We start from the raw sequence: 20,209 nt of genomic DNA, 5'->3' as shown, positions 1-20,209 counted from the left end.
ATTGATTGGTTTCACACAACGGTGTGTTACCGCAGCCAAAGGCCTTTTGCCTTGATCTCTTTCCGAATGACCTGCTCGCGTGAGGGCAGATTCTGTTGATCGAACAAGGCGCGAATTTTGGCACCTTTGCCCTGAATGACCAGCTTTTTGACCGGGTCATAACCCTTGAGCACCTTCTTGACCTTGTTGGGTGCCGCGATGGTTTCCAACACTTCGATCACACGGTCGCTTTCGCGTGCATAAAGCAGCGGGAACAGGCGGTAGTGACAGGTAACTGAACCATCCAACAGGCCGGTGGGCAGAACGTCTCGCCCTCCGCCGAACGAGTGGACCACAAGAGGCAGGGCGATCTGGTCCAGCCACGGGTCCAGGACCTGTCCGGTGAGTTCCGGAATGCCCTCATCTCGGATGGTTTTGGCATAGTCCAGAAAACGCTCGCCAAATTTGTGGGGGCATTTGTAGAAGAAATAGCCTGCGTTGAAATACAGGTATCGCCGCCAATAGTCCGCTGGTTGTGCCAGGTCCAGCGAGCTTTCGAATTCCAATCCGAACCGATCATACAGCGCGCGCCAGATGCCATCATAGCCCGGACCGTAAAGCGTAGGTCTGGGCCATGTTCCCTCGACCTTGAGCGACGCTCCGGGGCGGTCGAAATCGAACGGCACGTCCGCCAGTTCCCCGGTGATCAACGTGTCCGTGTCGAAGAACACGAAGGGTTCATTCTCGGGCATTGCCAAAAGGGCTTCGATCTTGTTGCCGAACGGATAGCTTTCTCCGAACACCTTAGACTCGAAGGGCAGGATTTCAGCGTTCAGTTGCTGAAGCGCGTTCAACACTTCGGGGTTCTGGATGCTGGGGTTTTGCGACCATAAGGGACCGGCCTGCGGAACGCCGACAAACAGCCGACCGTCAAACCCTGGCGATGAATGGCGCAGAGACGCCGCGAACAGCAATGCCTCGTATTGCAGCCGGTTGTTTTGCCCGATGATAAGGATGTTGAATTTGGTCGGGCGCGCCTGCATTTGGATGCTCTCTGATCGAGGCCGGTTTTCGGCCTTGTTCCATTCGACCTACAGGAACCGGCGGTAGGCGTCAAAACCCGATGCAACCTGCGGTTTGAAAATGCGGGAAGCCATCCCATTTAATATCGCAGCTAACGGTCAGGAGAACTCAGATGCGGGTCAATGCAGATTTCAGCCAGCGCGTGGCGGTTCATTTCAACGACACCGATTGGGTAGCATCCCCCTCGGCGGGCGTTGAACGCAAAATGCTGGACCGGATTGGGGCCGAAGTCGCACGTGCCACGACCATTGTCCGCTTTGCCCCGGGCAGCGCATTTGCGGCGCACACCCATGACGGTGGTGAGGAATACCTTGTGCTCGACGGTGTGTTTCAGGACGAAACTGGTGATTTCCCGGTTGGAAGTTATGTGCGCAACCCACCCACTTCTTCACATACGCCGTCGGCCAAAGAGGGCGCGACGATTCTGGTGAAGCTGCATCAGTTCGATCCCGACGACCGTACCGAAGTGCGTCGATCAATTAACGGGTCCGGCAATACCCAACTATTTCGCGACTCGCATGAGGACGTATTGGTTCAGGAATGGGCCGCGGGCGAGACCGTAGCACTTGATGCCTCAAAGGGGATGGAGGTCTTTGTAATCAGCGGGTCGTTCACGGAAGGGCAGGAGAGTTTTGGCCAGTGGGATTGGCTGAGGCTGCCGCCGGGTACCTCGTCTTCTGGTACTGCCGGAGAGGGCGGCGCGCGTGTCTGGATCAAGTCTGGGCACCTGAGCGGGATGATCTGATCCCAAAGTTGCGCCAATTTTAGGCAAAAATCACAGAAATCCGGGCCGTCGCGCCCGGGTTTTTCATTTTTTGACCATTTGGCAAATTTTACCAATTGATAAAAAATCAGAATGTGGCAAGCTGAGTCGCATAACGAACATATCTACAGGGAGTAGAGTGATGGCACAGGGCCAGATGGCACCCGGGATCGTCTCTGGGCGGCTTTCCAGCGATGAGCTGACCTCGAATTTCACCGATCTGCATCCGCCTTTGGCCCCGCATGAGGCCGCCGTGGCCGCTGATCGCTGCTATTTCTGCTATGACGCGCCATGTGTGACGGCCTGTCCGACGGATATCGACATTCCGTTGTTCATCCGGCAGATACAGGCGGGGCAGCCCAAGGCCGCAGGGCAGACCATTCTGGAACAGAACATTCTGGGCGGCATGTGCGCCCGCGTTTGCCCGACTGAGACTCTGTGCGAAGAGGCTTGCGTGCGTGAGGCTGCAGAAGGCAAGCCGGTTGAGATCGGACGGCTTCAGCGCTTTGCGACCGACGATGTGATGTCTTCGGGTGCGCATCCTTTTGCGCGCGCACCGCTGACGGGCAAAACCGTTGCCGTGGTCGGGGCAGGGCCTGCAGGCTTGGCCTGCGCGCACCGACTGGCGATGCTGGGCCATGAGGTTGTGATCCATGAGACTAAGCCCAAGGCGGGCGGCCTCAACGAATACGGGATCGCGGCTTACAAATCGACGAATGACTTCGCTCAGGCCGAGGTCGATTGGCTGCTGAAGATCGGCGGTATTGCCATCGAAACAGGTTCTGTTCTGGGCGAAACGATCTCGCTGGATGGGTTGCTGGACAACTACGACGCTGTTTTCCTGTCCATCGGCTTAGCCGGTGTAAATGCTCTGCGGGCGCAAGGGGCCGACAAGGACGGTGTGCGCCACGCGGTTGACTTCATCTCGGATGTGCGGCAGGCGAGCGATCTGGCGCACCTGCCGGTCGGACGCAATGTCGTGGTCATTGGCGGCGGGATGACTGCTGTGGATGCTGCAGTGAAGTCCAAGCTGCTTGGGGCGGAGCACGTCACTATTGCTTATCGTCGTGGTCGTGACGCGATGGGGGCCAGTCGGTATGAACAGGATCTGGCGGCGTCCCATGGCGTACGGATCTTATGCAACGTTCAGCCGGTGGCCGTTCATGGAAACGGCGCGGCGGTTGAGATTGAGTTGGAATACACCGCAAGCCAGAATGGCCAACTGACCGGCACAGGAGAAACCATCCGCATTCCTGCTGATCAGATACTCAAAGCCATCGGTCAGACGCTGGAAGGTGCGCCCGAAGGCCTTTCTTTGGACGGTTACAAGATCGCCGTCAGTGGCGCGGGCCGTACCTCGATGCAGGGCGTTTGGGCTGGGGGCGACTGCGCGTCTGGTGGGGACGATCTGACGGTTACGGCGGTAGCCGAGGGCCGGGATGCCGCGATGGACATCCACGCCGCGCTGGTTTCGTGATATGCTGAGGGCTCATATCCCCACATATCACAGCTGAGGTCGCATCATGTCCCGGATCGAAGAAGCAGTTGCCGAGCACTACACAACAGGAGCGTTGACCGAGCGTGTCCGCGCTGCTTTGCACGCCAGCGGTATCGATCCTGACAACGCGACGACGGCGGACTTGAAGGCCGGTGATGAGTTCCACACGGGTGGCGTTGCCGCAACCGACCACCTGTTTGGGCAGTTGTCTCCGACCCACGCCACGCGCGTGCTGGATGTCGGCTGCGGTATCGGGGGAACTTCACGGTACATCGCGGATCGCTATGACTCGACAGTAACGGGTGTCGATCTGACGCCAGAATTTATTGAAACGGCAGAAGCACTTAGTGATCTTGTCGGTCTTTCCGAAAAGCTGACCTTCCATGTTGGAAGCGCTCTGGACATGCCGGTTGCGGATGCGGGTTTTGACCTCGCCGTAATGCTACATGTCGGCATGAACATCGAGGATAAAGCTGGTCTGTTCGCGGAAGTGTCTCGCGCCCTGGCAACAGGCGGCACCTTTGCCCTGTTCGATGTCATGGGCGGCGAAACGGACGAACCTCTGGCTTTTCCACTGCCGTGGTCTTCGCAGCCCGAGACGTCTTTTGTCCACGTTCCGGATGTCTACAAGGACGCAGCCCAGGCGGTTGGTTTGGAATTGGTGGCCGAGACGGATCGGACCGACTTTGCCGTGGCCTTTTTCGAAGAGGTCTTCGCTAAGGTCGCCGAGACCGGACCTGCGCCCTTGGGCATTCATCTGATGATGGGCGAGACGGCCCCTGAGAAGTTCCAGAACTACGTCAAAAACCTTCACGCTGGGCGCATCCGCCCGACGGAAATGATATTCAAGAAAACCGGCTGAGGAGCCGGAAAGGAGTACCCATGGCCAATCTGACAACCGATTTTCTGGGAATTTCCAGCCCCAACCCATTCTGGCTGGCCTCTGCGCCGCCGACGGACAAGGAATACAATGTGCGCCGCGCGTTCGAGGCCGGTTGGGGCGGTGTTGTTTGGAAGACACTAGGATCCGAGGGCCCTCCGGTCGTAAACGTAAACGGACCGCGATATGGCGCTATCTACGGTGCGGACCGTCGGTTGCTGGGGTTGAACAACATCGAACTGATCACCGACCGACCCCTGGAGGTGAACCTCGAGGAAATGGCGCGGGTCAAGGCGGATTACCCGGACCGCGCGCTCATCGCATCGATCATGGTGCCGTGCGAGGAGGAGGCCTGGAAAGCGATCCTACCGCGCGTTGAAGAAACTGGAGCAGACGGGATTGAACTGAACTTCGGCTGTCCACACGGCATGAGCGAACGGGGTATGGGCTCGGCCGTCGGGCAAGTGCCGGAATACATCGAGATGGTCACCCGGTGGTGTAAGATGTACTACGATCGCCCGGTAATCGTTAAGCTAACGCCGAACATCACCGATATCCGAAAGCCGGCGGAAGCGGCAAGGAACGGCGGCGCAGATGCGGTTTCGCTGATTAACACGATCAACTCGATCACCAGCGTGAACCTCGACACGTTCAGCCCCGAGCCTTCTATTGATGGCAAGGGTAGCCATGGCGGGTATTGTGGTCCAGCTGTGAAACCGATCGCTTTGTCGATGGTGTCCGAAATCGCCCGCGCCGAGGCGACGCATGGAATGCCGATTTCGGGCATCGGCGGAGTGACCACGTGGCGCGATGCGGCCGAGTTTATGTCGCTTGGGTGCGGCAACGTTCAGGTTTGCACGGCCGCGATGACCTATGGGTTTAAGATCATTGATGAATTGACCGCTGGCCTTTCGGAATGGATGGACGAAAAAGGATACTCTAACGTGTCCGAGGTTGTCGGTCGCGCTGTGCCAAACGTGACGGACTGGCAGTATCTGAACCTAAACTATGTCGCCAAGGCCAAGATTGATCAGGACCAGTGCATCAAATGTGGTCGTTGCTACGCTGCCTGCGAGGACACCAGCCATCAGGCTATTTCGATGTCTGCCGACCGGGTGTTTGAAGTCATAGACGAGGAATGCGTTGCGTGTAATCTGTGCGTGGACGTTTGCCCCGTTGAAGGCTGTATTTCGATGGAGCCAATGGCGGCAGGAGAGGTTGACCCGCGTACCGGGAATGTTGTGCAGCCGGACTATGCCAACTGGACCTCACACCCAAACAACCCGATGGCGAAGGCCGCGGAATAAGAGATTTTTCGTCGAAAAATCTCGGCCGAGAAAATTCGACGAATTTTCTCAGAACAGGATGTCAATGGGTCCGTTGTGGCAGATGACGATGTATTGGTTGGCGGTGCGGATCAGGTGAAATCCGCGCCGCCTTACTTCTTCTTGGAAGCGGTGGTGGCCGACCTCTCTTTCGACCCAAGCGACCGAGCGGCGAACGACCGCGCCCTTCTGTGCAGATTTGGTCCCAAATAGTTGGGATAGCCAAGGGTCGGGGTCAGGGCGGATCGTGATCATCCCTTAACCTTGATCAAACAGGGTTAAGCGACAGTTAAGGCGTCAGGAGTTTCCGATACAGCGTGTCGATGAACGGTGCCGCGCCTTCGAAAGGATCTTCGTCGCCCAAAATCGACCGTACCTGCACGTCGAAATCCGCGTAGTGTTGCGTGAGCGACCAAATGGAAAAAACCAAATGGTAGGGGTGAACCTGCGCGATTTTACCCTCGTCCATCCATTTTTGTAGGATCGCCGTCTTATCATCGACCAGAGCTTTCAGGTCACTAGACAACGCATCATGGATTCGCGGCGCGCCCTGAACCAATTCATTCGCGAACAGACGGCTTTCGCGCGGCAATTCACGGCTCATCTGCAACTTGCGGCGGATGTAGGACAGAATCTCTTCCAACGGATCGCCCGTGCCATCAAGCGCGTGCAGCGGTGCAAGCCACGTCTCGAGCAACCCAGAAAGCAGCGCTGTATGAATCGCCTCTTTTGAGGGGAAATAATACAGCAGGTTTGGCTTGCTCAGGCCCGCCTCAGCGGCGATCTGATCAACGGTGGCACCCCGGAAACCATGGGCTGAAAACACATTCAATGCCGCTTCCAGAATCGCGGCGCGATTCTTTTTCTGTATGCGGGTGGGCGCGCGGTCCTTGGGCATGTTCTCAGGGCGTCTCTTTTTCCGACAAGCAGGGGCGCTATATGCCGAAAATTACGGCGGCGTCCTGCAATTTCTTGACTGATCTCGAACCCGTGATAGCGTGACTTTGACCAGATGGTCAAATCAAGACACCAAAAGCGAGCCAAATCGCAAGCGACAGGGAAGAACAGGATGGCAGCTCCGGCGCAGAACCTCAGGATCAACGGCGACAGGTTGTGGGACAGCCTGATGGAGATGGCCAAGATCGGACCCGGAGTCGCCGGGGGTAACAACCGCCAGACACTAACGGATGAAGACGCCGAAGGCCGCGCCTTGTTTCAGAAATGGTGTGAGGACGCCGGGTGTTCCATGGGTCTTGACCAGATGGGCAATATGTTTGCCCGCCGCGAGGGCACGGACCCGGATGCTCTGCCGGTTTACGTTGGATCGCATCTGGACACGCAGCCCACTGGCGGAAAATACGACGGTGTTCTGGGTGTTCTGGGCGGGTTGGAGATTATCCGCACCCTGAACGATCTGGGCATCAAGACCAAACACCCAATCGTTGCGACCAACTGGACCAACGAAGAGGGTACGCGCTATGCGCCTGCGATGTTGTCTTCCGGCGTGTTTGCCGGGATGCACACGCAAGATTGGGCTTACGATCGCGAAGATGCCGAAGGTAAGAAATTTGGCGATGAGCTGCAGCGGATCGGCTGGCGTGGTGACGAAGAGGTTGGCGCGCGCAAGATGCACGCGTTCTTTGAATTGCACATTGAGCAGGGGCCAATCCTCGAGGCTGAGGGCCGTGACATCGGCGTGGTCACTCATGGGCAGGGCTTGAGCTGGACGCAAGTGACGGTCACAGGAAAGGACGCGCATACGGGTTCAACCCCTATGCCAATGCGCAAGAACGCTGGTCTGGCGATGGCACGCATTCTTGAGAAAGTGGATGAAATCGCGTGGTCTCATGCGCCACATGCCGTTGGGGCGGCGGGTCATATTGATGTGTTCCCCAACTCTCGTAACGTGATCCCGGGCAAAGTCGTGTTCACAGTTGATTTCCGGTCGCCCGAGCTTTCGGTCATTCAGGACATGGAGGCCCGGTTGCGTTCCGAGGCGCAAGACATCGTCGATGAGATGGGTCTTGAGATCGAGTTCGAAAAAGTAGGCGGCTTTGATCCGGTCAAATTTGATGACGGCTGCGTGGCTGCCGTTCGCGATGCGGCAGAGCGATTGGGGTACACCCACATGAATATCATTTCGGGCGCAGGGCATGATGCATGCTGGATTAACCGCGTAGCGCCGACAGCAATGGTTATGTGTCCGTGCGTGGACGGGCTGAGCCACAACGAGGCCGAGGACATCAGCAAGGACTGGGCCGCTGCCGGGGCCGATGTTCTGTTTCATGCGGTCGTCGAAACGGCGGAGATCGCAGAGTGAAGCTGGATGAATTCGTAAAGCAAACCCTTTTGGACATTACGAAAGGGGTTACTGAGGCTCAGAATGCTTCATTGCTGCACATTGCTCCCGGGACGGTCGAAAACAAAGTAGTGAAAACGCCTTCTACCGTACAATTCGAAGTGGAAGTGACTGTTAGCAAAGAGGCGGCAGGTGGAATTAGCGTTTGGTCAATAGGCGAAGCCAATGCTGGCGCGGCTCAAGAACGAACAAATAGAATCTCTTTCGATGTGCCAGTCTATTTTCAGGCGCCTACCGAGAGAAACCCTAAACACCACTCACGAAGTGATGGTGAAAAACACAAGGGAGATGTGCAATGAGCACTGTGATCAAGAACGGAACGGTTGTTACCGCTGATCTGACGTATAAGGCGGATGTAAAGGTCGAGGGTGGTATCATTACGGAGATTGGCCCGGATCTGACAGGCGACAAGGAATTGGATGCCACCGGTTGCTATGTCATGCCGGGCGGGATTGATCCGCATACGCATCTTGAGATGCCGTTCATGGGAACCTATTCCAGCGACGATTTCGAGAGCGGCACGCGTGCTGCATTGGCGGGTGGCACCACGATGGTTGTGGATTTTGCGTTGCCCAACCCGGGTGAGAGCCTACTGGACGCACTCAAGCGTTGGGACAATAAGTCGACGCGGGCGAATTGTGACTATTCGTTCCACATGGCGGTGACCTGGTGGGGCGAGCAGGTTTTTGACGACATAAAGACTGTGATTGAGACGCGCGGAATTAACACGTTTAAACACTTCATGGCCTATAAAGGCGCGTTGATGGTGAATGATGATGAGTTGTTTGCCTCGTTCAAGCGTTTGGCCGAGTTGGGTGGGACCGCGATGGTTCATGCCGAAAACGGAGATGTCGTCGCAGAGCTGAGCGCTAAGTTGCTGGCCGAGGGCAACACGGGACCCGAGGCGCATGCCTATTCTCGACCGCCACAGGTTGAGGGTGAGGCGACGAACCGGGCCATCATGATTGCCGATATGGCTGGTGTGCCATTGTATGTGGTGCATACCTCCTGTGAAGAGGCACACGAGGCCATTCGTCGGGCCAAGATGAACGGCAAGCGGGTTTGGGGCGAGCCTTTGATCCAGCACTTGACCCTGGATGAGAGCGAGTATTTCCACCACGATTGGGAACACGCGGCACGGCGGGTCATGAGCCCTCCGTTCCGGAATAAGCAGCATCAGGATAGCCTGTGGAACGGGCTGCAATCGGGTACGTTGAGCGTAGTCGCCACGGACCATTGCGCGTTTACCACTGAGCAGAAACGCTACGGCGTGGGAGATTTCACCAAGATCCCGAACGGGACTGGAGGGTTGGAGGATCGGATGCCTATGCTCTGGACCCATGGGGTCAATACTGGGCGGCTGACGATGAATGAGTTCGTGGCTGTTACTTCAACAAACATCGCCAAGATATTGAATTGCTATCCAAAAAAGGGCGCAGTTTTGGTTGGCGCAGATGCGGATCTGGTGGTTTGGGATCCGGATAAGGCCAAGGTGATTTCAGCCGGAACACAGCAGTCTTCGATCGACTACAACGTGTTCGAAGGTAAAGAAGTGCGTGGGTTGCCGCGGTTCACGCTGACCCGTGGTGCGGTTGCCGTGCATGATGGTGAGGTCCAGACACAGGAAGGGCATGGGAAATTCGTGGCGCGTGAGGCCAATACCCACGTGAACAAGGCGCTGAGCACCTGGAAAGAACTGACCGCGCCGCGCCCTGTTGAGCGGACGGGTATTCCTGCGACGGGGGTTTGATCGCGGCAAAATGGGTTTGGAATTTTGGCTGGATATTTCTGCGGATGTCGCGGCAATCCTCGCTGCCTTGGCTGTGATCGTGACTGCGGCGTTTGTCTGGCGTCAGATGCATTTGCAGGCACGCGGTCAAGACAAGGATGAGCGTCGGTTTCTACGCGAGTCGATCCATGTGATCCACGAAACGCTGCAAGCCGGTCAGTTTCGAGAGGCCCGACAGCGTTTCTTTGGTGGTCCGCATCAGAGGGATTATAATGATCTGGAAAGTGAAGAGCGGGGGCTAGCGCGCTATATTCTCAGCATTTATGGGCTGATGGCGCGGATGATCAAACACGGTGCGATCGACGAAGAAATCCTACGTGATTACTGGCGTACAGCGCTTTATCGCGATTGGGACAGGCTAGAGAATTTTGTCAGCGGCGAGCGGCTGAGGGCGAAGAATGGTAACCTTTTTGTCGCTACCGAGCGCATGGTTGCCCGCTGGAAGACAACGGATAAAGAAACATGAACGAAGCAGGCAATACTGTCATCGCGGCCGACAACCTCGACCTAACCTTCCAAACCAATGACGGCCCGATCCATGCCTTAAAGGACGTGAACCTGAACATCGACAAAGGCGAATTTGTCAGCTTTATCGGCCCGTCGGGCTGCGGCAAGACAACGTTCCTGCGGTGTATCGCGGCTTTGGAGGCCCCGACCGGCGGCACGCTGACCGTCAACGGCATGACCCCGGATGAAGCGCGACGCAAGCGGGCTTATGGGTATGTGTTTCAGGCGGCGGGGCTGTACCCGTGGCGGACGATCGCGAAGAACATCAAGCTGCCGCTTGAGATCATGGGATATTCTGCATCAGAACAGGACGAGCGTGTTAAGAACGTTCTGGAACTCGTTGATCTGGAGGGGTTCGGCGGCAAGTTTCCCTGGCAATTGTCGGGCGGGATGCAGCAAAGGGCCAGTATCGCCCGGGCGCTGGCATTCGATGCGGACATCTTATTGATGGACGAACCGTTCGGGGCGTTGGACGAGATCGTTCGAGATCACCTGAACGAACAACTCTTGGCGCTGTGGGCAAGGACTGAGAAGACCATCGGCTTTGTCACGCACTCAATCCCCGAGGCGGTGTATCTGAGCACCAAGATCGTGGTGATGAGCCCCCGTCCGGGGCGGATCACGGATGTGATCGACAGCCCTCTGCCCAAGGAACGGCCTCTGGATATTCGCGATACGCCCGAGTTCATCGAAGTCGCCCACCGCGTGCGTGAAGGGCTGCGGGCCGGACATGGGGATGATGTCTGATGGCGGACGCAGAAATCAGACGCGCGACCTTGGCGGACGTCCCCGATTGCGCCCGGATCATATGGACGTGGATCGCAAAAACCGATTGGATGCCCGAAGACGTGACCCAGGAGCAGCTTGAAAGCCTCATCCGCGAAGCGTTTCCGAGCCGGGACATCTGGGTCTCTGGCGACCCGGTGGATTGCTATATGTCGGTTGATCCGGTGGAGAATAAAGTCGGCGCGCTTTATTGCCTTCGCACCGGCCAAGGAGTTGGTAAGCGCTTGTTGGATCAGGCCAAAATCGGTCGGGACCATTTATGGCTGACCACGCACGTTCCCAACGTCGCCGCACAGCGGTTTTACCGCCGGGAAGGGTTCGTTGAGACCGGACGCGAGGCGCCAGTTCCCCCCGATACGGTGCCTGTCTTTCGGATGGAGTGGCGGTCATGAAGCAGTTTACAGCCGTCACGTGGGTGATCGCTGCCATCGTTGCGATCTGGTACATTGCCTGCATCCCGATGAATATCGACAGCGCGCTGAACGCGGCCGAGCGTGCCGGAGAAGAGGTTGACCCCCCAACCGCGAAAGAGCGTTTGCAGGAATACGACGTCGTTTTGGTCTGGGACAACGCTTTCGCAATCCCGGACACCTGGGAGCAAAACCGTCCGCGCTTGCCTGCACCGCATGATGTGGTGTTGGAGTTGTGGGATTCGACCATCAACAAAAAGATCACGTCCAAACGGTCTCTGGTCTATCACGGCTGGGTCACGCTGAGTGCGACGGTGCTGGGTTTTGCGATTGGCACCATTTTGGGCATTTTGCTTGCCGTCGGAATCGTGCACAGCAAGGTGATGGACCTGTCTGTGATGCCGTGGGCGATTGTCAGCCAGACCATTCCGATCATTGCGCTCGCGCCGATGATTATTGTGGTGCTCTATTCGATTGGGGTGCAGGGGCTGATCCCCAAGGCGATCATATCAGCGTATCTCAGCTTTTTCCCTGTGGTCGTCGGTATGGTTAAAGGACTACGCAGCCCGGACGCCATGCAGTTGGACCTGCTGCGCACCTATAGCGCCAGCAAATCCCAAGGCTTCTGGAAATTGCGCTTGCCTGCATCGATGCCTTATCTGTTCGCTTCGCTCAAAATCGGTATCGCAGCCTCTCTGGTCGGTGCAATCGTCGGAGAGCTTCCAACCGGTGCCGTCGCTGGGCTGGGCGCGCGTTTGCTGGCGGGTAGCTACTACGGGCAAACAGTGCAAATCTGGTCGGCCTTGTTTGGAGCAGCTATCCTTGCGGCCTGTCTTGTAGGTCTGCTTGGGCTGTTAGAACGGACCGTTCTCAAACGCATGGGGATGGCGCAATGATGCTGGTCTTTGGTGCGATCTTGTTGTGGGTTTTCGGCTGGTGGCTGAACAGTCGTCTCGCCAGCGGCCCACAGGCCGACAGCCAACTGGTTCGGTTTCTGGCTCCGCTGATCTTTGGCCTTACGATCATCGGCGTTTGGGAGTTACTGGTGCGTGGCCTTGAGGTGCCTTTGGTCATTCTGCCCGCACCCTCGGTGATAGCCGTGCGGTTTGGGGGTAGCCTGTCAATCCTTTGGGCGGACTTTGTTCAGACAATCATTAAGGGTGCGCTCAGCGGGTATCTGATCGGTTGCGGCGCGGCGTTCCTGATGGCGATTGCAGTGGACCGATGGGATTTCCTTCGCCTCGGGCTTCTGCCTGTGGGCAATTTCGTGGCGGCGCTGCCCATCGTTGGAACCGCCCCGGTTCTGGTGATGTGGTTCGGGTTCGACTGGCATTCCAAAGCGGCGGTGGTCGTGGTCATGGTGTTCTTCCCGATGCTGGTGAACACGGTTGCCGGGCTGCGCGAGGCGACGGCCATGCAGCGCGACCTCATGGAGACCTACGCCGCCACCTATTGGCAGAGCTTTCTGAAACTGCGCCTGCCTGCAGCGATGCCGTTCATTTTCAACGGGTTGAAGATTTCCACCACTCTGGCCCTGATCGGCGCTATTGTGGCCGAGTTCTTCGGCTCGCCAACACTGGGGATGGGGTTTCGGATTTCAACGAGTGTCGGACAGCTTTCTTTGGACATGGTCTGGGCCGAAATTGTAGTCGCCGCGCTGGCCGGTACGGCGTTTTATGGAACTGTGGCCATGATCGAGAAGGCTGTAACCTTCTGGCACCCGTCACAACGCGGATAACAAACTTCAACAGACCCCTGAACCGGGGCAACAACAACTAGGAGACTTGAAGATGAAGAAGCTACTTAGCGGGGCGGTAACCGCCTTTGGCCTGGCAGCCACAGCTGCATGGTCGGCGGACGAAGTAACATTGCAATTGAAATGGGTGACGCAGGCGCAGTTTGCGGGCTACTACGTGGCCGCCGATAAAGGATTCTACGAAGAAGAGGGGCTGGACGTCACTATCCTTCCTGGCGGACCGGACATCGCACCGACTCAGGTGATCGCAGGCGGTGGTGCTGATGTGACCGTTGAATGGATGCCTGCCGCGTTGGCTGCTCGTGAAAAGGGCCTGCCGCTGGTGAACATCGCGCAGCCTTTCAAAAGCTCGGGCATGATGCTGACGTGCTGGAAGGACGCAGGGATCGCCTCACCGGATGACCTCAAGAACCGTACTCTGGGCGTTTGGTTCTTTGGCAACGAATTCCCGTTCATGAGCTGGATGAGCCAGTTGGGTATTAGCACTGATGGAAAAGCCGAAAGTGGCGTTGAGGTTTTGAAGCAAGGCTTCAACGTTGATCCTCTTCTGCAGCGTCAGGCCGATTGTATCAGCACCATGACCTACAACGAATATTGGCAGGTCATCGATGCGGGTGTGAACCCGGATGAGCTGGTGACCTTCAAATACGAAGATCAGGGCGTGGCAACTTTGGAAGACGGTCTGTACGTGCTGGAAGAAAACCTGAACGATACGGCCTTTGTCGACAAGATGGAACGTTTTGTCCGCGCTTCGATGAAGGGTTGGAAATACGCCGAGGAACACCCTGAAGAAGCAGCCGACATCGTGTTGGAAAACGATGCGACAGGTGCTCAGACCGAAGAACATCAGAAGCGTATGATGGGCGAGATTGCCAAGTTGACAGCGGGTTCGAACGGGTCGCTCGATCCGGCGGACTTTGACCGCACCGTTAGCACCTTGCTGGCGGGCGGGTCTGACCCGGTCATCACCAAAACGCCCGAAGGCGCTTGGACGCATAAGATTACGGATGCGGCCCTGAACTAAAGCTTCGGTCATCTAAAATGGCGCGGTCCCTTTTTGGGGCCGCGTTTTCTGTTTCGGGTGTCGGAATTGTGTCTGTACTTGGGTGCTAAATCGCTTAGTATTATCCTGTAAATGCGCGCATTTCCTACGAAATGCTCAGGTCACGGAATATTATGCAGGGATTTGCATCAGAATTCAGTTCTGCCCTGGCTCTGATCCTTGACGGGGATGCAGAGCTTTGGGCGATTGTGCTTCTGTCCTTGAAAGTTTCCGTCTTCGCCGTACTGATTTCTGCTTTGATCGGGATGCCCGTCGGCGCTGCGCTGGCCGTTGCGCGGTTCCCCGGGCGACGGATGCTGATCATCCTGATGAACGCGCTCATGGGCTTTCCGCCTGTTGTGGTTGGTCTGCTCGTCTATTTGATGCTGTCCCGGTCCGGCCCGCTGGGTGTGTTGGAGCTGCTTTATACGCCGACCGCCATGATCATTGCTCAGGTCGTTTTGGTGACGCCCATCGTTGCGGCGCTGACCCGGCAGGTGATCGAGATGCTGGCTGAAGAATACTCGGAGCAACTCCGCTCGCTGGGTGTGTCGCGCCTTGCTTCTGTTCCGGTGCTGCTTTGGGATGCACGACTGGCGTTGGTGACGGCCTTGCTCGCCGGTTTTGGACGGGCCATCGCCGAGGTCGGCGCCGTGATCATCGTCGGCGGCAACATCAACCATGTCACGCGGGTCATGACGACGACGATTGCGTTAGAGACATCCAAGGGCAATCTGGCGCTGGCTCTGGCTTTGGGCGCAATCCTGATCGGGATTGCCATAGCCGTAAACGCGATGGTCAGTGCGGTTAGCCTGCGGGCCGAGCAAGAGGGGCTGCGTCATGCGTGATCTGATGTGCGATACGCCGAATGGCCTGACCGTGCGCGGGATACGCATAACACGCAAGGGCAAGGCTTTGCTGGACGTTTCGCATCTGTCGCTGGATGGTCCGGGGCCCAGCCTGATCCTTGGTCCCAATGGCGCGGGCAAGAGCCTGCTTTTGCGCTGTTTGCATGGGTTGATCTCACCCGATCAGGGCAGGGTGGAACAGGACGGGCAAAGGCTGAATGCGGATCACAAAGCCCGTCAGGCCATGGTGTTTCAGCAACCCGTTTTGCTGCGCCGCTCTGTGTCCGCCAATCTGGACTTTGTGCTCAAACGGCATGGGTTGCCGCGTCGCGTGCGCAAGGCGCGTATTGAGGGTTTGCTGACCGAAGGCGGGCTTGAGGACAAGGCGCGTCAGTCCGCGCGCTCGCTGTCCGGTGGCGAGGCCCAGCGACTTGCCATTCTGCGCGCCTTGGCGTTGAACCCAGAGACATTGTTTCTGGATGAGCCGACAAGTGCCCTGGACCCGAGCGCGACGCAGATGATCGAACGCATGATCCTGCGTGCCTCTGGTCGGGGGGTCAGGATCGTCATGGTGACGCATGACATTGGGCAGGCGCGACGGTTGGCTGCGGACGTCATCATGATGCAGGGCGGTCATGTGGTTGAACACGGGGCCGCCAAACAGGTATTGGACACCCCTGAAAGCGACGCGTCACGTCGCTATCTTGGCGGGGGTCTGGTAACTTGATCTGAAGTTGGAGTTCTGAATGATCCGGACTTTCCTTGGGGCGGCACTGGTATCGCTTGGCCTCGCGGCGACTGCGAATGCCGAGGCACCTTTCATCGTGGTGCAATCGACGACGTCTACGCAGAACTCGGGCCTGCTTGACTACATTCTGCCGGGGTTTGAGGCTGAAACCGGCATCGACGTGCGCGTCGTTGCCGTTGGAACCGGGCAAGCCATCCGCAATGCAATCAATGGCGATGGGGACGTGCTGCTTGTCCACGCCAAATCCGCCGAGGAACAGTTTGTAGCCGATGGCTGGGGCGTTGAACGGTTTGATGTGATGTATAATGACTTCGTTCTGGTGGGCCCGAAAACAGACCCGGCGAAAGTGAAGGGTGGGGCGGATATCGTGACCGCTTTGGCGGCGATACGCGCGGCAAAGGCCCCGTTTGCCTCACGCGGGGATGACAGCGGAACCCATAAGGCCGAGATGGCCCATTGGACGGAAGCCGGGATTGATCCTACCGGGGCATCCGGCGACTGGTATCGCGAAACCGGATCCGGTATGGGGGCGACGCTGAACGTGGCCAGCGGGATGAACGCTTATACCCTGACGGATCGTGCGACGTGGCAGTCCTTTGGCAACAAGGGCGATCTTGAGATTCTGGTCGAGGGTGATCCGAGGTTGTTCAACCAATATGGCGTGATCTTGGTGAACCCCGAAAAGCACCTGAGGGTTCGAGCTGCCGCGGGCCAAAGGTTCATCGATTGGCTGATCGGGCCGGATGGTCAGGCAGCGATAGCGTCTTTTTCTCTGGACGGGCGGCAAGTGTTTTTTCCCAACGCGCGGTGAATTGGCCTGTGGCCAATGCCTTCGGTGAGAGTATTTTGGATAAGATGAAGGGGCGCTGTTTAGCCGGTGGCCCCGTTGTGGTGGATTTGGCCGAGCCCCGACAGGTCATAACCGCCAAGTTCAGCCGCCCGCGTTGCAAAACGGTCAGAGTGAAGAAAACCCAACAGCTTCAGCATCGGCTCATCAAAATAGGCACGCCGCCAGATCGCCAGATCCAGACGTTCCGCGTGGGTGCGGATGAAGCCCAGATCGTATAGACCTGCTAAAGCACCCAATCCAAAACCACACTCGGCCTTGCCGTCGTGCAGGGCGATGGCCAGTTCTTCTTCGGTACGCGCGCACACGGGCAGGGCGTCCAGATCGTCGCGCGACATGCCATGTGCTTCAAGCTGAGCGTCAAACAACCGTTGGCTTGCGGCACTGTCCTGACGCATGATGATTCTTCGCCCTTTGAGGTCGGCAAAACCGCCTATGCCGGTAACGCCATTTGCAAGCAGCAGGCCGCGCTGACGCTGGGCGACTTCGAATAAAACCACTGGTGCCTCGCCAAGGTGATCGCGCAGGGCGTTTGTATTGAACCCATCCTCTTCGTGAATGTGCAGCGCGGCGGCCTGCGCGGTTCGGTCTTCAAGCCGGTTCAGGCCGTCGAAGGACCCATCGTAGTAGGTCGCCAGACCCGATCCACTTTCACGCAGCGCCCAGTCCAACAGCGGGTCGTGGCTGCCCGCGATGATGGGGGGTAGCGGTGGCTCGGCGACTTGCGGGCCAGACCGTGATGCGTTCAGCCACGCGATGATTTCGGCGCGGGGAAACAGCAGTTTTCCCATGGCGCGCACGCAGGGTATCTCGCCCGACGAGGCGAGGTCGTAGGCCTTGCGCTCACCGATGCGCAGCAGATCGGCGAGCTCCCTTGTGGTCAGATATTCGGCCATCTAGTCGAGGCGCACCGCGTTGCCCGATGTGGCATCCGCCGCGCTGAACCCAATTCGGTCCAGAACGTTGGGCGCAGCCACGGTGATCACGACCATCGCGACAACGGCGGCAAGAAAGGCTTTCATCGGTTTCCTCCGGTTTCAGTTCTCCGGTGCCGTGGCGCGGCGCAGAAAGGCAATCAGGTCGTCGCGGTCGCTGGCCTGCGTGATCCGCTGCATCGGCATCTTTGACCCTGGAATGTAGTGATCGGGGCCCTCGTCGAAAAGAGCATTTATGGTCTCGTCATTCCAAATGATATCAGAGTCTTGCAGTGTGTCCGAGTAGAAATATCCCGGCAACGACCCGGCTTGTCGTCCGAAAACACCATGCAGCGTCGGACCTGCGCGGCGTTTGTCATCGGGTGTCAGGCTGTGGCAGATTGAGCATTTGCGAGCGAACTGACGTTCACCATTGGTCATCTCGCTGGGGTTTTTCAGAAAGCTGGGCTGGGTGGTTGCCATTTGCTCTTGGTCGCGCAGGGTGGCGACGGGCCAGCTGTACATCGCTTCGTCGATCCCGCCTGCGTGGATGTTCTGACCGTCGGCTGAAAAAGCCAAAGCCCAGACCGGGCCGCGCAGCGTGGCGCGGAAGTCCTGCGCGATCTGCCAGTCCAGCGTGTCGATCACCATGATATAGCCCTCGCCGTCGCCCACGGCGAGAAGGCCGCGATCCGGGCTGAGCGCCAGCGCCAGGATCGGGCGGCGGTCCAGGGTAAAGTCGCGTTCATCTCCGGTCGTGAGATCACGAATGCGGGTCACGCCATCGACGGCCCCATATGCGATCCAGTCGTCCTGCGCGTTCAGAACCAGTTCGTTGATGCCAAAGCCGTGTTCCACCACGCGCTGAGTTTCCTCACCGCTGGCCACGTCCCACTGGCGCAGTGTGCCATCTACCCCGGCGGAATAGATCTGCGAGCCGTCCGGCGAGAATACAACTGCGTTGACCCCGCTACCGGTCGCCAATGTACGCGGCGGCGATCCATCGACCGGCCACAGGCCAACCGTGCCGTCCCAACTGGCTGTCGCCACATGGGTTTTTGACGCGGCAATGTGGACGATCTTGCCTTTGTGCTGGCCCACGATTTCTCCGCCTGGCCAGCGCCGCAGGGTAAAGTCGTCACTTGCCGAGTAGATGGCAGTGCCGTTGAAAGCGACTGCATTGACGGCGGCTTCGTGGCCTTCCAGCCATTCAGGCGTTTTGTTTGACCAGATGCCCACCGAATTGTCGAAACTGGCCGTCGCGATGCGACCGTCGGGGGCCGTGGCGATCCCCATGATCGGCCCGCCATGACCCTTGAGCGTGAAGAACTCGGCCCAAACGGGCAGGGGGAACAGCGCAAGGATCAGGGCCAGCGCGCGCATCTATTCCGCAGGCGAGGCCGCCCCTTTGCCGGCCTCTTTTTCCTGAACTTCTTCCAGCCAAAGTGAATGGTGTTCGCGGGCCCATTGTTCCTCGACCTCGCCGGTGCCCATGGCGTCGAACGCGCCCTCCATCCCGACCGAACCGAGGTAGATATGGGCGATGATGATGGCGATGAAGACATAGGCGATCATGACGTGCCAGACCTGAGCGTATTGCATCTCTTCTTGCGGCGACATCTGGGTCGGCAGGTTCAGGTCAAAAGCTTGCGGTATGCCGGTTGCGTTGGCGATAGAAAACGTCTTGGCGAACAACGGCATTTCAAACGGGAACAGCAAAGACAGGCCCGACAGGCTGATCGAGACACCCAGTAGGATACAGGCCCAGAAGATGACCTTTTGACCCGCATTGAATTTCTTGGCGGGAGGATGGCTGCCCTTTGTGAACAACCCTCCACCAGCGGCGAGCCATTTCAGGTCGGTGCGATTGGGGATGTTATGCGCTATCCAGTTCACGGTGACGATGATCAGGCCCAGCATAAAGGCCCACGCCAAGTTATTGTGCAGCCATTTGCAGCCCTGCGCGATGGTGGCGAAGCCTTCTTTTCCGAAGATCGGGATCAGAAAATCGCGACCATAGAGCGTCAGAAGGCCCGTCAAACCGAGGATCAGGAAGGACCCGGCGAACAGCCAGTGACCAAAGCGTTCGAAACTGTTGAACCGAAGCACTGTGCGGCCGGTTCTTTCTCCGTCGATGCGAATTTTGCCGCGGATCAGGAAGAATAGCATAATAACGGCGGCCATACCGGCCAGAATATATGAGCCATATTCGCGCAGCGGTCCGGTGCGAAAGGCCCACCACCACATGCCGCCATCCTGGATCAGGACGCTGGCTGCAGGCCCTTGGGATGACACGGTGACATCGGCCGAGCCATAGCGCAGCGCGCGGTAAACATCGCTGTCGGACGCTACGCCGCTGGTGCCAAACTGTCCCAGAAGGCCCTCAACATTACCGCGTCCGGTATTGTCCGAGCGATAGCTATTGTCGACCTTTTCCCCGCGCTGACGGGCAAGAATATCTTCCAGCGTCGTGGCTCCACCGGTCGAACTGCGGTCCGGTACTGGCGTTTCCTGCGCCAGAACGGGCGCGGTCAGCGCCATAAGCAGAAACAGAAGCCGCAGAATTGCCATGGAAGCCTCATTGCCAGTTATATTGAGCATCGCCCACCACCACCGGGCGGGCAAAGATTTTTCGTCGAAAAATCTTGTCTCACCCCGGCACGAACGATGCGCGC

The 20,209-nt window shown here is 57.9% G+C and carries 23 protein-coding genes; 16 read left to right on the top strand and 7 right to left on the bottom strand.

What is annotated here, in order from left to right:
* Positions 1-26: 26 nt before the first annotated feature.
* The gene (locus ACR0CR_RS02015) at positions 27-1,022 is read right to left on the bottom strand and encodes a hypothetical protein (RefSeq protein ID WP_480596265.1); all 996 of its coding nucleotides are present in this window, start codon (positions 1,020-1,022) and stop codon (positions 27-29) included.
* Between the two features lie 152 nt (positions 1,023-1,174).
* Here ACR0CR_RS02015 and ACR0CR_RS02010 point away from each other — a divergent pair, with 152 nt between their 5' ends.
* From ACR0CR_RS02010 to preA, 4 genes are all read left to right on the top strand, one after another.
* Complete coding sequence (locus ACR0CR_RS02010; protein WP_480596263.1) at positions 1,175-1,807, top strand: cupin domain-containing protein; 633 nt, start codon at positions 1,175-1,177, stop codon at positions 1,805-1,807.
* Between the two features lie 160 nt (positions 1,808-1,967).
* Positions 1,968-3,302, top strand: a complete 1,335-nt coding sequence (locus ACR0CR_RS02005) for an NAD(P)-dependent oxidoreductase (RefSeq protein ID WP_480596261.1) — start codon at positions 1,968-1,970, stop codon at positions 3,300-3,302.
* Positions 3,303-3,348: 46 nt separating this feature from the next.
* Complete coding sequence (locus ACR0CR_RS02000; protein WP_480596260.1) at positions 3,349-4,185, top strand: methyltransferase domain-containing protein; 837 nt, start codon at positions 3,349-3,351, stop codon at positions 4,183-4,185.
* Between the two features lie 20 nt (positions 4,186-4,205).
* Positions 4,206-5,510, top strand: coding sequence for an NAD-dependent dihydropyrimidine dehydrogenase subunit PreA (preA, locus tag ACR0CR_RS01995; protein WP_480596258.1), 1,305 nt, complete (start codon positions 4,206-4,208; stop codon positions 5,508-5,510).
* Positions 5,511-5,558: 48 nt separating this feature from the next.
* Here the strand turns inward: preA and ACR0CR_RS01990 are convergent, their stop codons facing one another.
* Both ACR0CR_RS01990 and ACR0CR_RS01985 read right to left on the bottom strand, forming a co-directional pair.
* A complete protein-coding gene (locus ACR0CR_RS01990; protein WP_480596256.1) occupies positions 5,559-5,783 on the bottom strand; it encodes an N-(5'-phosphoribosyl)anthranilate isomerase in 225 nt (74 codons plus the stop codon).
* Positions 5,784-5,817: 34 nt separating this feature from the next.
* Positions 5,818-6,426, bottom strand: a complete 609-nt coding sequence (locus ACR0CR_RS01985; protein ID WP_480596254.1) for a TetR family transcriptional regulator C-terminal domain-containing protein — start codon at positions 6,424-6,426, stop codon at positions 5,818-5,820.
* A gap of 171 nt (positions 6,427-6,597) precedes the next feature.
* Here ACR0CR_RS01985 and ACR0CR_RS01980 point away from each other — a divergent pair, with 171 nt between their 5' ends.
* The 12 genes from ACR0CR_RS01980 to ACR0CR_RS01925 all read left to right on the top strand — a co-directional run bounded on the left by ACR0CR_RS01980 (position 6,598) and on the right by ACR0CR_RS01925 (position 16,584).
* The gene (locus ACR0CR_RS01980) at positions 6,598-7,848 is read left to right on the top strand and encodes a Zn-dependent hydrolase (protein ID WP_480596253.1); all 1,251 of its coding nucleotides are present in this window, start codon (positions 6,598-6,600) and stop codon (positions 7,846-7,848) included.
* Entirely contained in the window at positions 7,845-8,186 is a 342-nt protein-coding gene (locus tag ACR0CR_RS01975) for a hypothetical protein (RefSeq protein ID WP_480596250.1), read from the top strand. Before ACR0CR_RS01980 ends, ACR0CR_RS01975 begins: the two co-directional genes overlap by 4 nt.
* Complete coding sequence (gene hydA, locus ACR0CR_RS01970; RefSeq protein ID WP_480596247.1) at positions 8,183-9,637, top strand: dihydropyrimidinase; 1,455 nt, start codon at positions 8,183-8,185, stop codon at positions 9,635-9,637. The genes ACR0CR_RS01975 and hydA overlap by 4 nt, the downstream gene beginning before the upstream one ends.
* Positions 9,638-9,647: 10 nt before the next feature.
* Entirely contained in the window at positions 9,648-10,142 is a 495-nt protein-coding gene (locus tag ACR0CR_RS01965) for a DUF4760 domain-containing protein (protein ID WP_480596246.1), read from the top strand.
* Positions 10,139-10,930 carry an ABC transporter ATP-binding protein gene (locus ACR0CR_RS01960; RefSeq protein ID WP_480596244.1) on the top strand — a complete coding sequence of 264 codons (792 nt, stop codon included), beginning with the start codon at positions 10,139-10,141 and terminating at the stop codon, positions 10,928-10,930. The genes ACR0CR_RS01965 and ACR0CR_RS01960 overlap by 4 nt, the downstream gene beginning before the upstream one ends.
* Complete coding sequence (locus tag ACR0CR_RS01955; RefSeq protein WP_480596242.1) at positions 10,930-11,361, top strand: N-acetyltransferase family protein; 432 nt, start codon at positions 10,930-10,932, stop codon at positions 11,359-11,361. Before ACR0CR_RS01960 ends, ACR0CR_RS01955 begins: the two co-directional genes overlap by 1 nt.
* On the top strand, positions 11,358-12,275 hold the full coding sequence (locus ACR0CR_RS01950; RefSeq protein WP_480596240.1) for an ABC transporter permease: 918 nt from the start codon (positions 11,358-11,360) through the stop codon (positions 12,273-12,275). Before ACR0CR_RS01955 ends, ACR0CR_RS01950 begins: the two co-directional genes overlap by 4 nt.
* Positions 12,272-13,117: an ABC transporter permease gene (locus ACR0CR_RS01945; RefSeq protein ID WP_480596238.1), complete on the top strand. Its 846-nt coding sequence runs from the start codon at positions 12,272-12,274 to the stop codon at positions 13,115-13,117. The genes ACR0CR_RS01950 and ACR0CR_RS01945 overlap by 4 nt, the downstream gene beginning before the upstream one ends.
* 52 nt (positions 13,118-13,169) lie before the next feature.
* The gene (locus ACR0CR_RS01940) at positions 13,170-14,159 is read left to right on the top strand and encodes an ABC transporter substrate-binding protein (RefSeq protein ID WP_480596236.1); all 990 of its coding nucleotides are present in this window, start codon (positions 13,170-13,172) and stop codon (positions 14,157-14,159) included.
* A 152-nt stretch (positions 14,160-14,311) separates the two neighbouring features.
* Positions 14,312-15,025: an ABC transporter permease gene (locus ACR0CR_RS01935; protein ID WP_480596234.1), complete on the top strand. Its 714-nt coding sequence runs from the start codon at positions 14,312-14,314 to the stop codon at positions 15,023-15,025.
* Complete coding sequence (locus ACR0CR_RS01930) at positions 15,018-15,752, top strand: ATP-binding cassette domain-containing protein (RefSeq protein ID WP_480596232.1); 735 nt, start codon at positions 15,018-15,020, stop codon at positions 15,750-15,752. Before ACR0CR_RS01935 ends, ACR0CR_RS01930 begins: the two co-directional genes overlap by 8 nt.
* A 19-nt stretch (positions 15,753-15,771) precedes the next feature.
* Entirely contained in the window at positions 15,772-16,584 is an 813-nt protein-coding gene (locus tag ACR0CR_RS01925; RefSeq protein ID WP_480596230.1) for an ABC transporter substrate-binding protein, read from the top strand.
* Between the two features lie 59 nt (positions 16,585-16,643).
* Here the strand turns inward: ACR0CR_RS01925 and ACR0CR_RS01920 are convergent, their stop codons facing one another.
* Genes ACR0CR_RS01920 through ACR0CR_RS01905 form a run of 4 tightly spaced genes read right to left on the bottom strand, consistent with a single transcriptional unit; the run spans position 16,644 to position 20,105 of the window.
* Complete coding sequence (locus ACR0CR_RS01920) at positions 16,644-17,516, bottom strand: substrate-binding domain-containing protein (protein WP_480596229.1); 873 nt, start codon at positions 17,514-17,516, stop codon at positions 16,644-16,646.
* Complete coding sequence (locus tag ACR0CR_RS01915; RefSeq protein WP_480596227.1) at positions 17,517-17,642, bottom strand: hypothetical protein; 126 nt, start codon at positions 17,640-17,642, stop codon at positions 17,517-17,519.
* Between the two features lie 15 nt (positions 17,643-17,657).
* Positions 17,658-18,917: a c-type cytochrome gene (locus ACR0CR_RS01910; protein ID WP_480596225.1), complete on the bottom strand. Its 1,260-nt coding sequence runs from the start codon at positions 18,915-18,917 to the stop codon at positions 17,658-17,660.
* Positions 18,918-20,105 (bottom strand): formate dehydrogenase subunit gamma, encoded by a 1,188-nt coding sequence (locus ACR0CR_RS01905; protein ID WP_480596223.1) that lies wholly within the window; start codon positions 20,103-20,105, stop codon positions 18,918-18,920.
* Positions 20,106-20,209 lie beyond the last annotated feature (104 nt).

The sequence above is a fragment of the Ruegeria sp. AM2 genome, from assembly GCF_056540685.1.
The sequence above is the reverse complement of the archived record's forward strand: the minus strand, read 5'-3'. Positions and strand labels throughout refer to the sequence as shown.

Excerpts from the sequence above, each read along its gene's own strand:
- ACR0CR_RS02015 (WP_480596265.1), bottom strand. The coding sequence starts at position 1,022 with ATGCAGGCGCGCCCGACCAAATTCAACATCCTTATCATCGGGCAAAAC.
- ACR0CR_RS02010 (WP_480596263.1), top strand. The coding sequence starts at position 1,175 with ATGCGGGTCAATGCAGATTTCAGCCAGCGCGTGGCGGTTCATTTCAAC.
- ACR0CR_RS02005 (WP_480596261.1), top strand. The coding sequence starts at position 1,968 with ATGGCACAGGGCCAGATGGCACCCGGGATCGTCTCTGGGCGGCTTTCC.
- ACR0CR_RS02000 (WP_480596260.1), top strand. The coding sequence starts at position 3,349 with ATGTCCCGGATCGAAGAAGCAGTTGCCGAGCACTACACAACAGGAGCG.
- preA (WP_480596258.1), top strand. The coding sequence starts at position 4,206 with ATGGCCAATCTGACAACCGATTTTCTGGGAATTTCCAGCCCCAACCCA.
- ACR0CR_RS01990 (WP_480596256.1), bottom strand. The coding sequence starts at position 5,783 with ATGATCACGATCCGCCCTGACCCCGACCCTTGGCTATCCCAACTATTT.
- ACR0CR_RS01985 (WP_480596254.1), bottom strand. The coding sequence starts at position 6,426 with ATGCCCAAGGACCGCGCGCCCACCCGCATACAGAAAAAGAATCGCGCC.
- ACR0CR_RS01980 (WP_480596253.1), top strand. The coding sequence starts at position 6,598 with ATGGCAGCTCCGGCGCAGAACCTCAGGATCAACGGCGACAGGTTGTGG.
- hydA (WP_480596247.1), top strand. The coding sequence starts at position 8,183 with ATGAGCACTGTGATCAAGAACGGAACGGTTGTTACCGCTGATCTGACG.
- ACR0CR_RS01965 (WP_480596246.1), top strand. The coding sequence starts at position 9,648 with ATGGGTTTGGAATTTTGGCTGGATATTTCTGCGGATGTCGCGGCAATC.
- ACR0CR_RS01960 (WP_480596244.1), top strand. The coding sequence starts at position 10,139 with ATGAACGAAGCAGGCAATACTGTCATCGCGGCCGACAACCTCGACCTA.
- ACR0CR_RS01955 (WP_480596242.1), top strand. The coding sequence starts at position 10,930 with ATGGCGGACGCAGAAATCAGACGCGCGACCTTGGCGGACGTCCCCGAT.
- ACR0CR_RS01950 (WP_480596240.1), top strand. The coding sequence starts at position 11,358 with ATGAAGCAGTTTACAGCCGTCACGTGGGTGATCGCTGCCATCGTTGCG.
- ACR0CR_RS01945 (WP_480596238.1), top strand. The coding sequence starts at position 12,272 with ATGATGCTGGTCTTTGGTGCGATCTTGTTGTGGGTTTTCGGCTGGTGG.
- ACR0CR_RS01940 (WP_480596236.1), top strand. The coding sequence starts at position 13,170 with ATGAAGAAGCTACTTAGCGGGGCGGTAACCGCCTTTGGCCTGGCAGCC.
- ACR0CR_RS01935 (WP_480596234.1), top strand. The coding sequence starts at position 14,312 with ATGCAGGGATTTGCATCAGAATTCAGTTCTGCCCTGGCTCTGATCCTT.
- ACR0CR_RS01930 (WP_480596232.1), top strand. The coding sequence starts at position 15,018 with ATGCGTGATCTGATGTGCGATACGCCGAATGGCCTGACCGTGCGCGGG.
- ACR0CR_RS01925 (WP_480596230.1), top strand. The coding sequence starts at position 15,772 with ATGATCCGGACTTTCCTTGGGGCGGCACTGGTATCGCTTGGCCTCGCG.
- ACR0CR_RS01920 (WP_480596229.1), bottom strand. The coding sequence starts at position 17,516 with ATGGCCGAATATCTGACCACAAGGGAGCTCGCCGATCTGCTGCGCATC.
- ACR0CR_RS01915 (WP_480596227.1), bottom strand. The coding sequence starts at position 17,642 with ATGAAAGCCTTTCTTGCCGCCGTTGTCGCGATGGTCGTGATCACCGTG.
- ACR0CR_RS01910 (WP_480596225.1), bottom strand. The coding sequence starts at position 18,917 with ATGCGCGCGCTGGCCCTGATCCTTGCGCTGTTCCCCCTGCCCGTTTGG.
- ACR0CR_RS01905 (WP_480596223.1), bottom strand. The coding sequence starts at position 20,105 with ATGGCAATTCTGCGGCTTCTGTTTCTGCTTATGGCGCTGACCGCGCCC.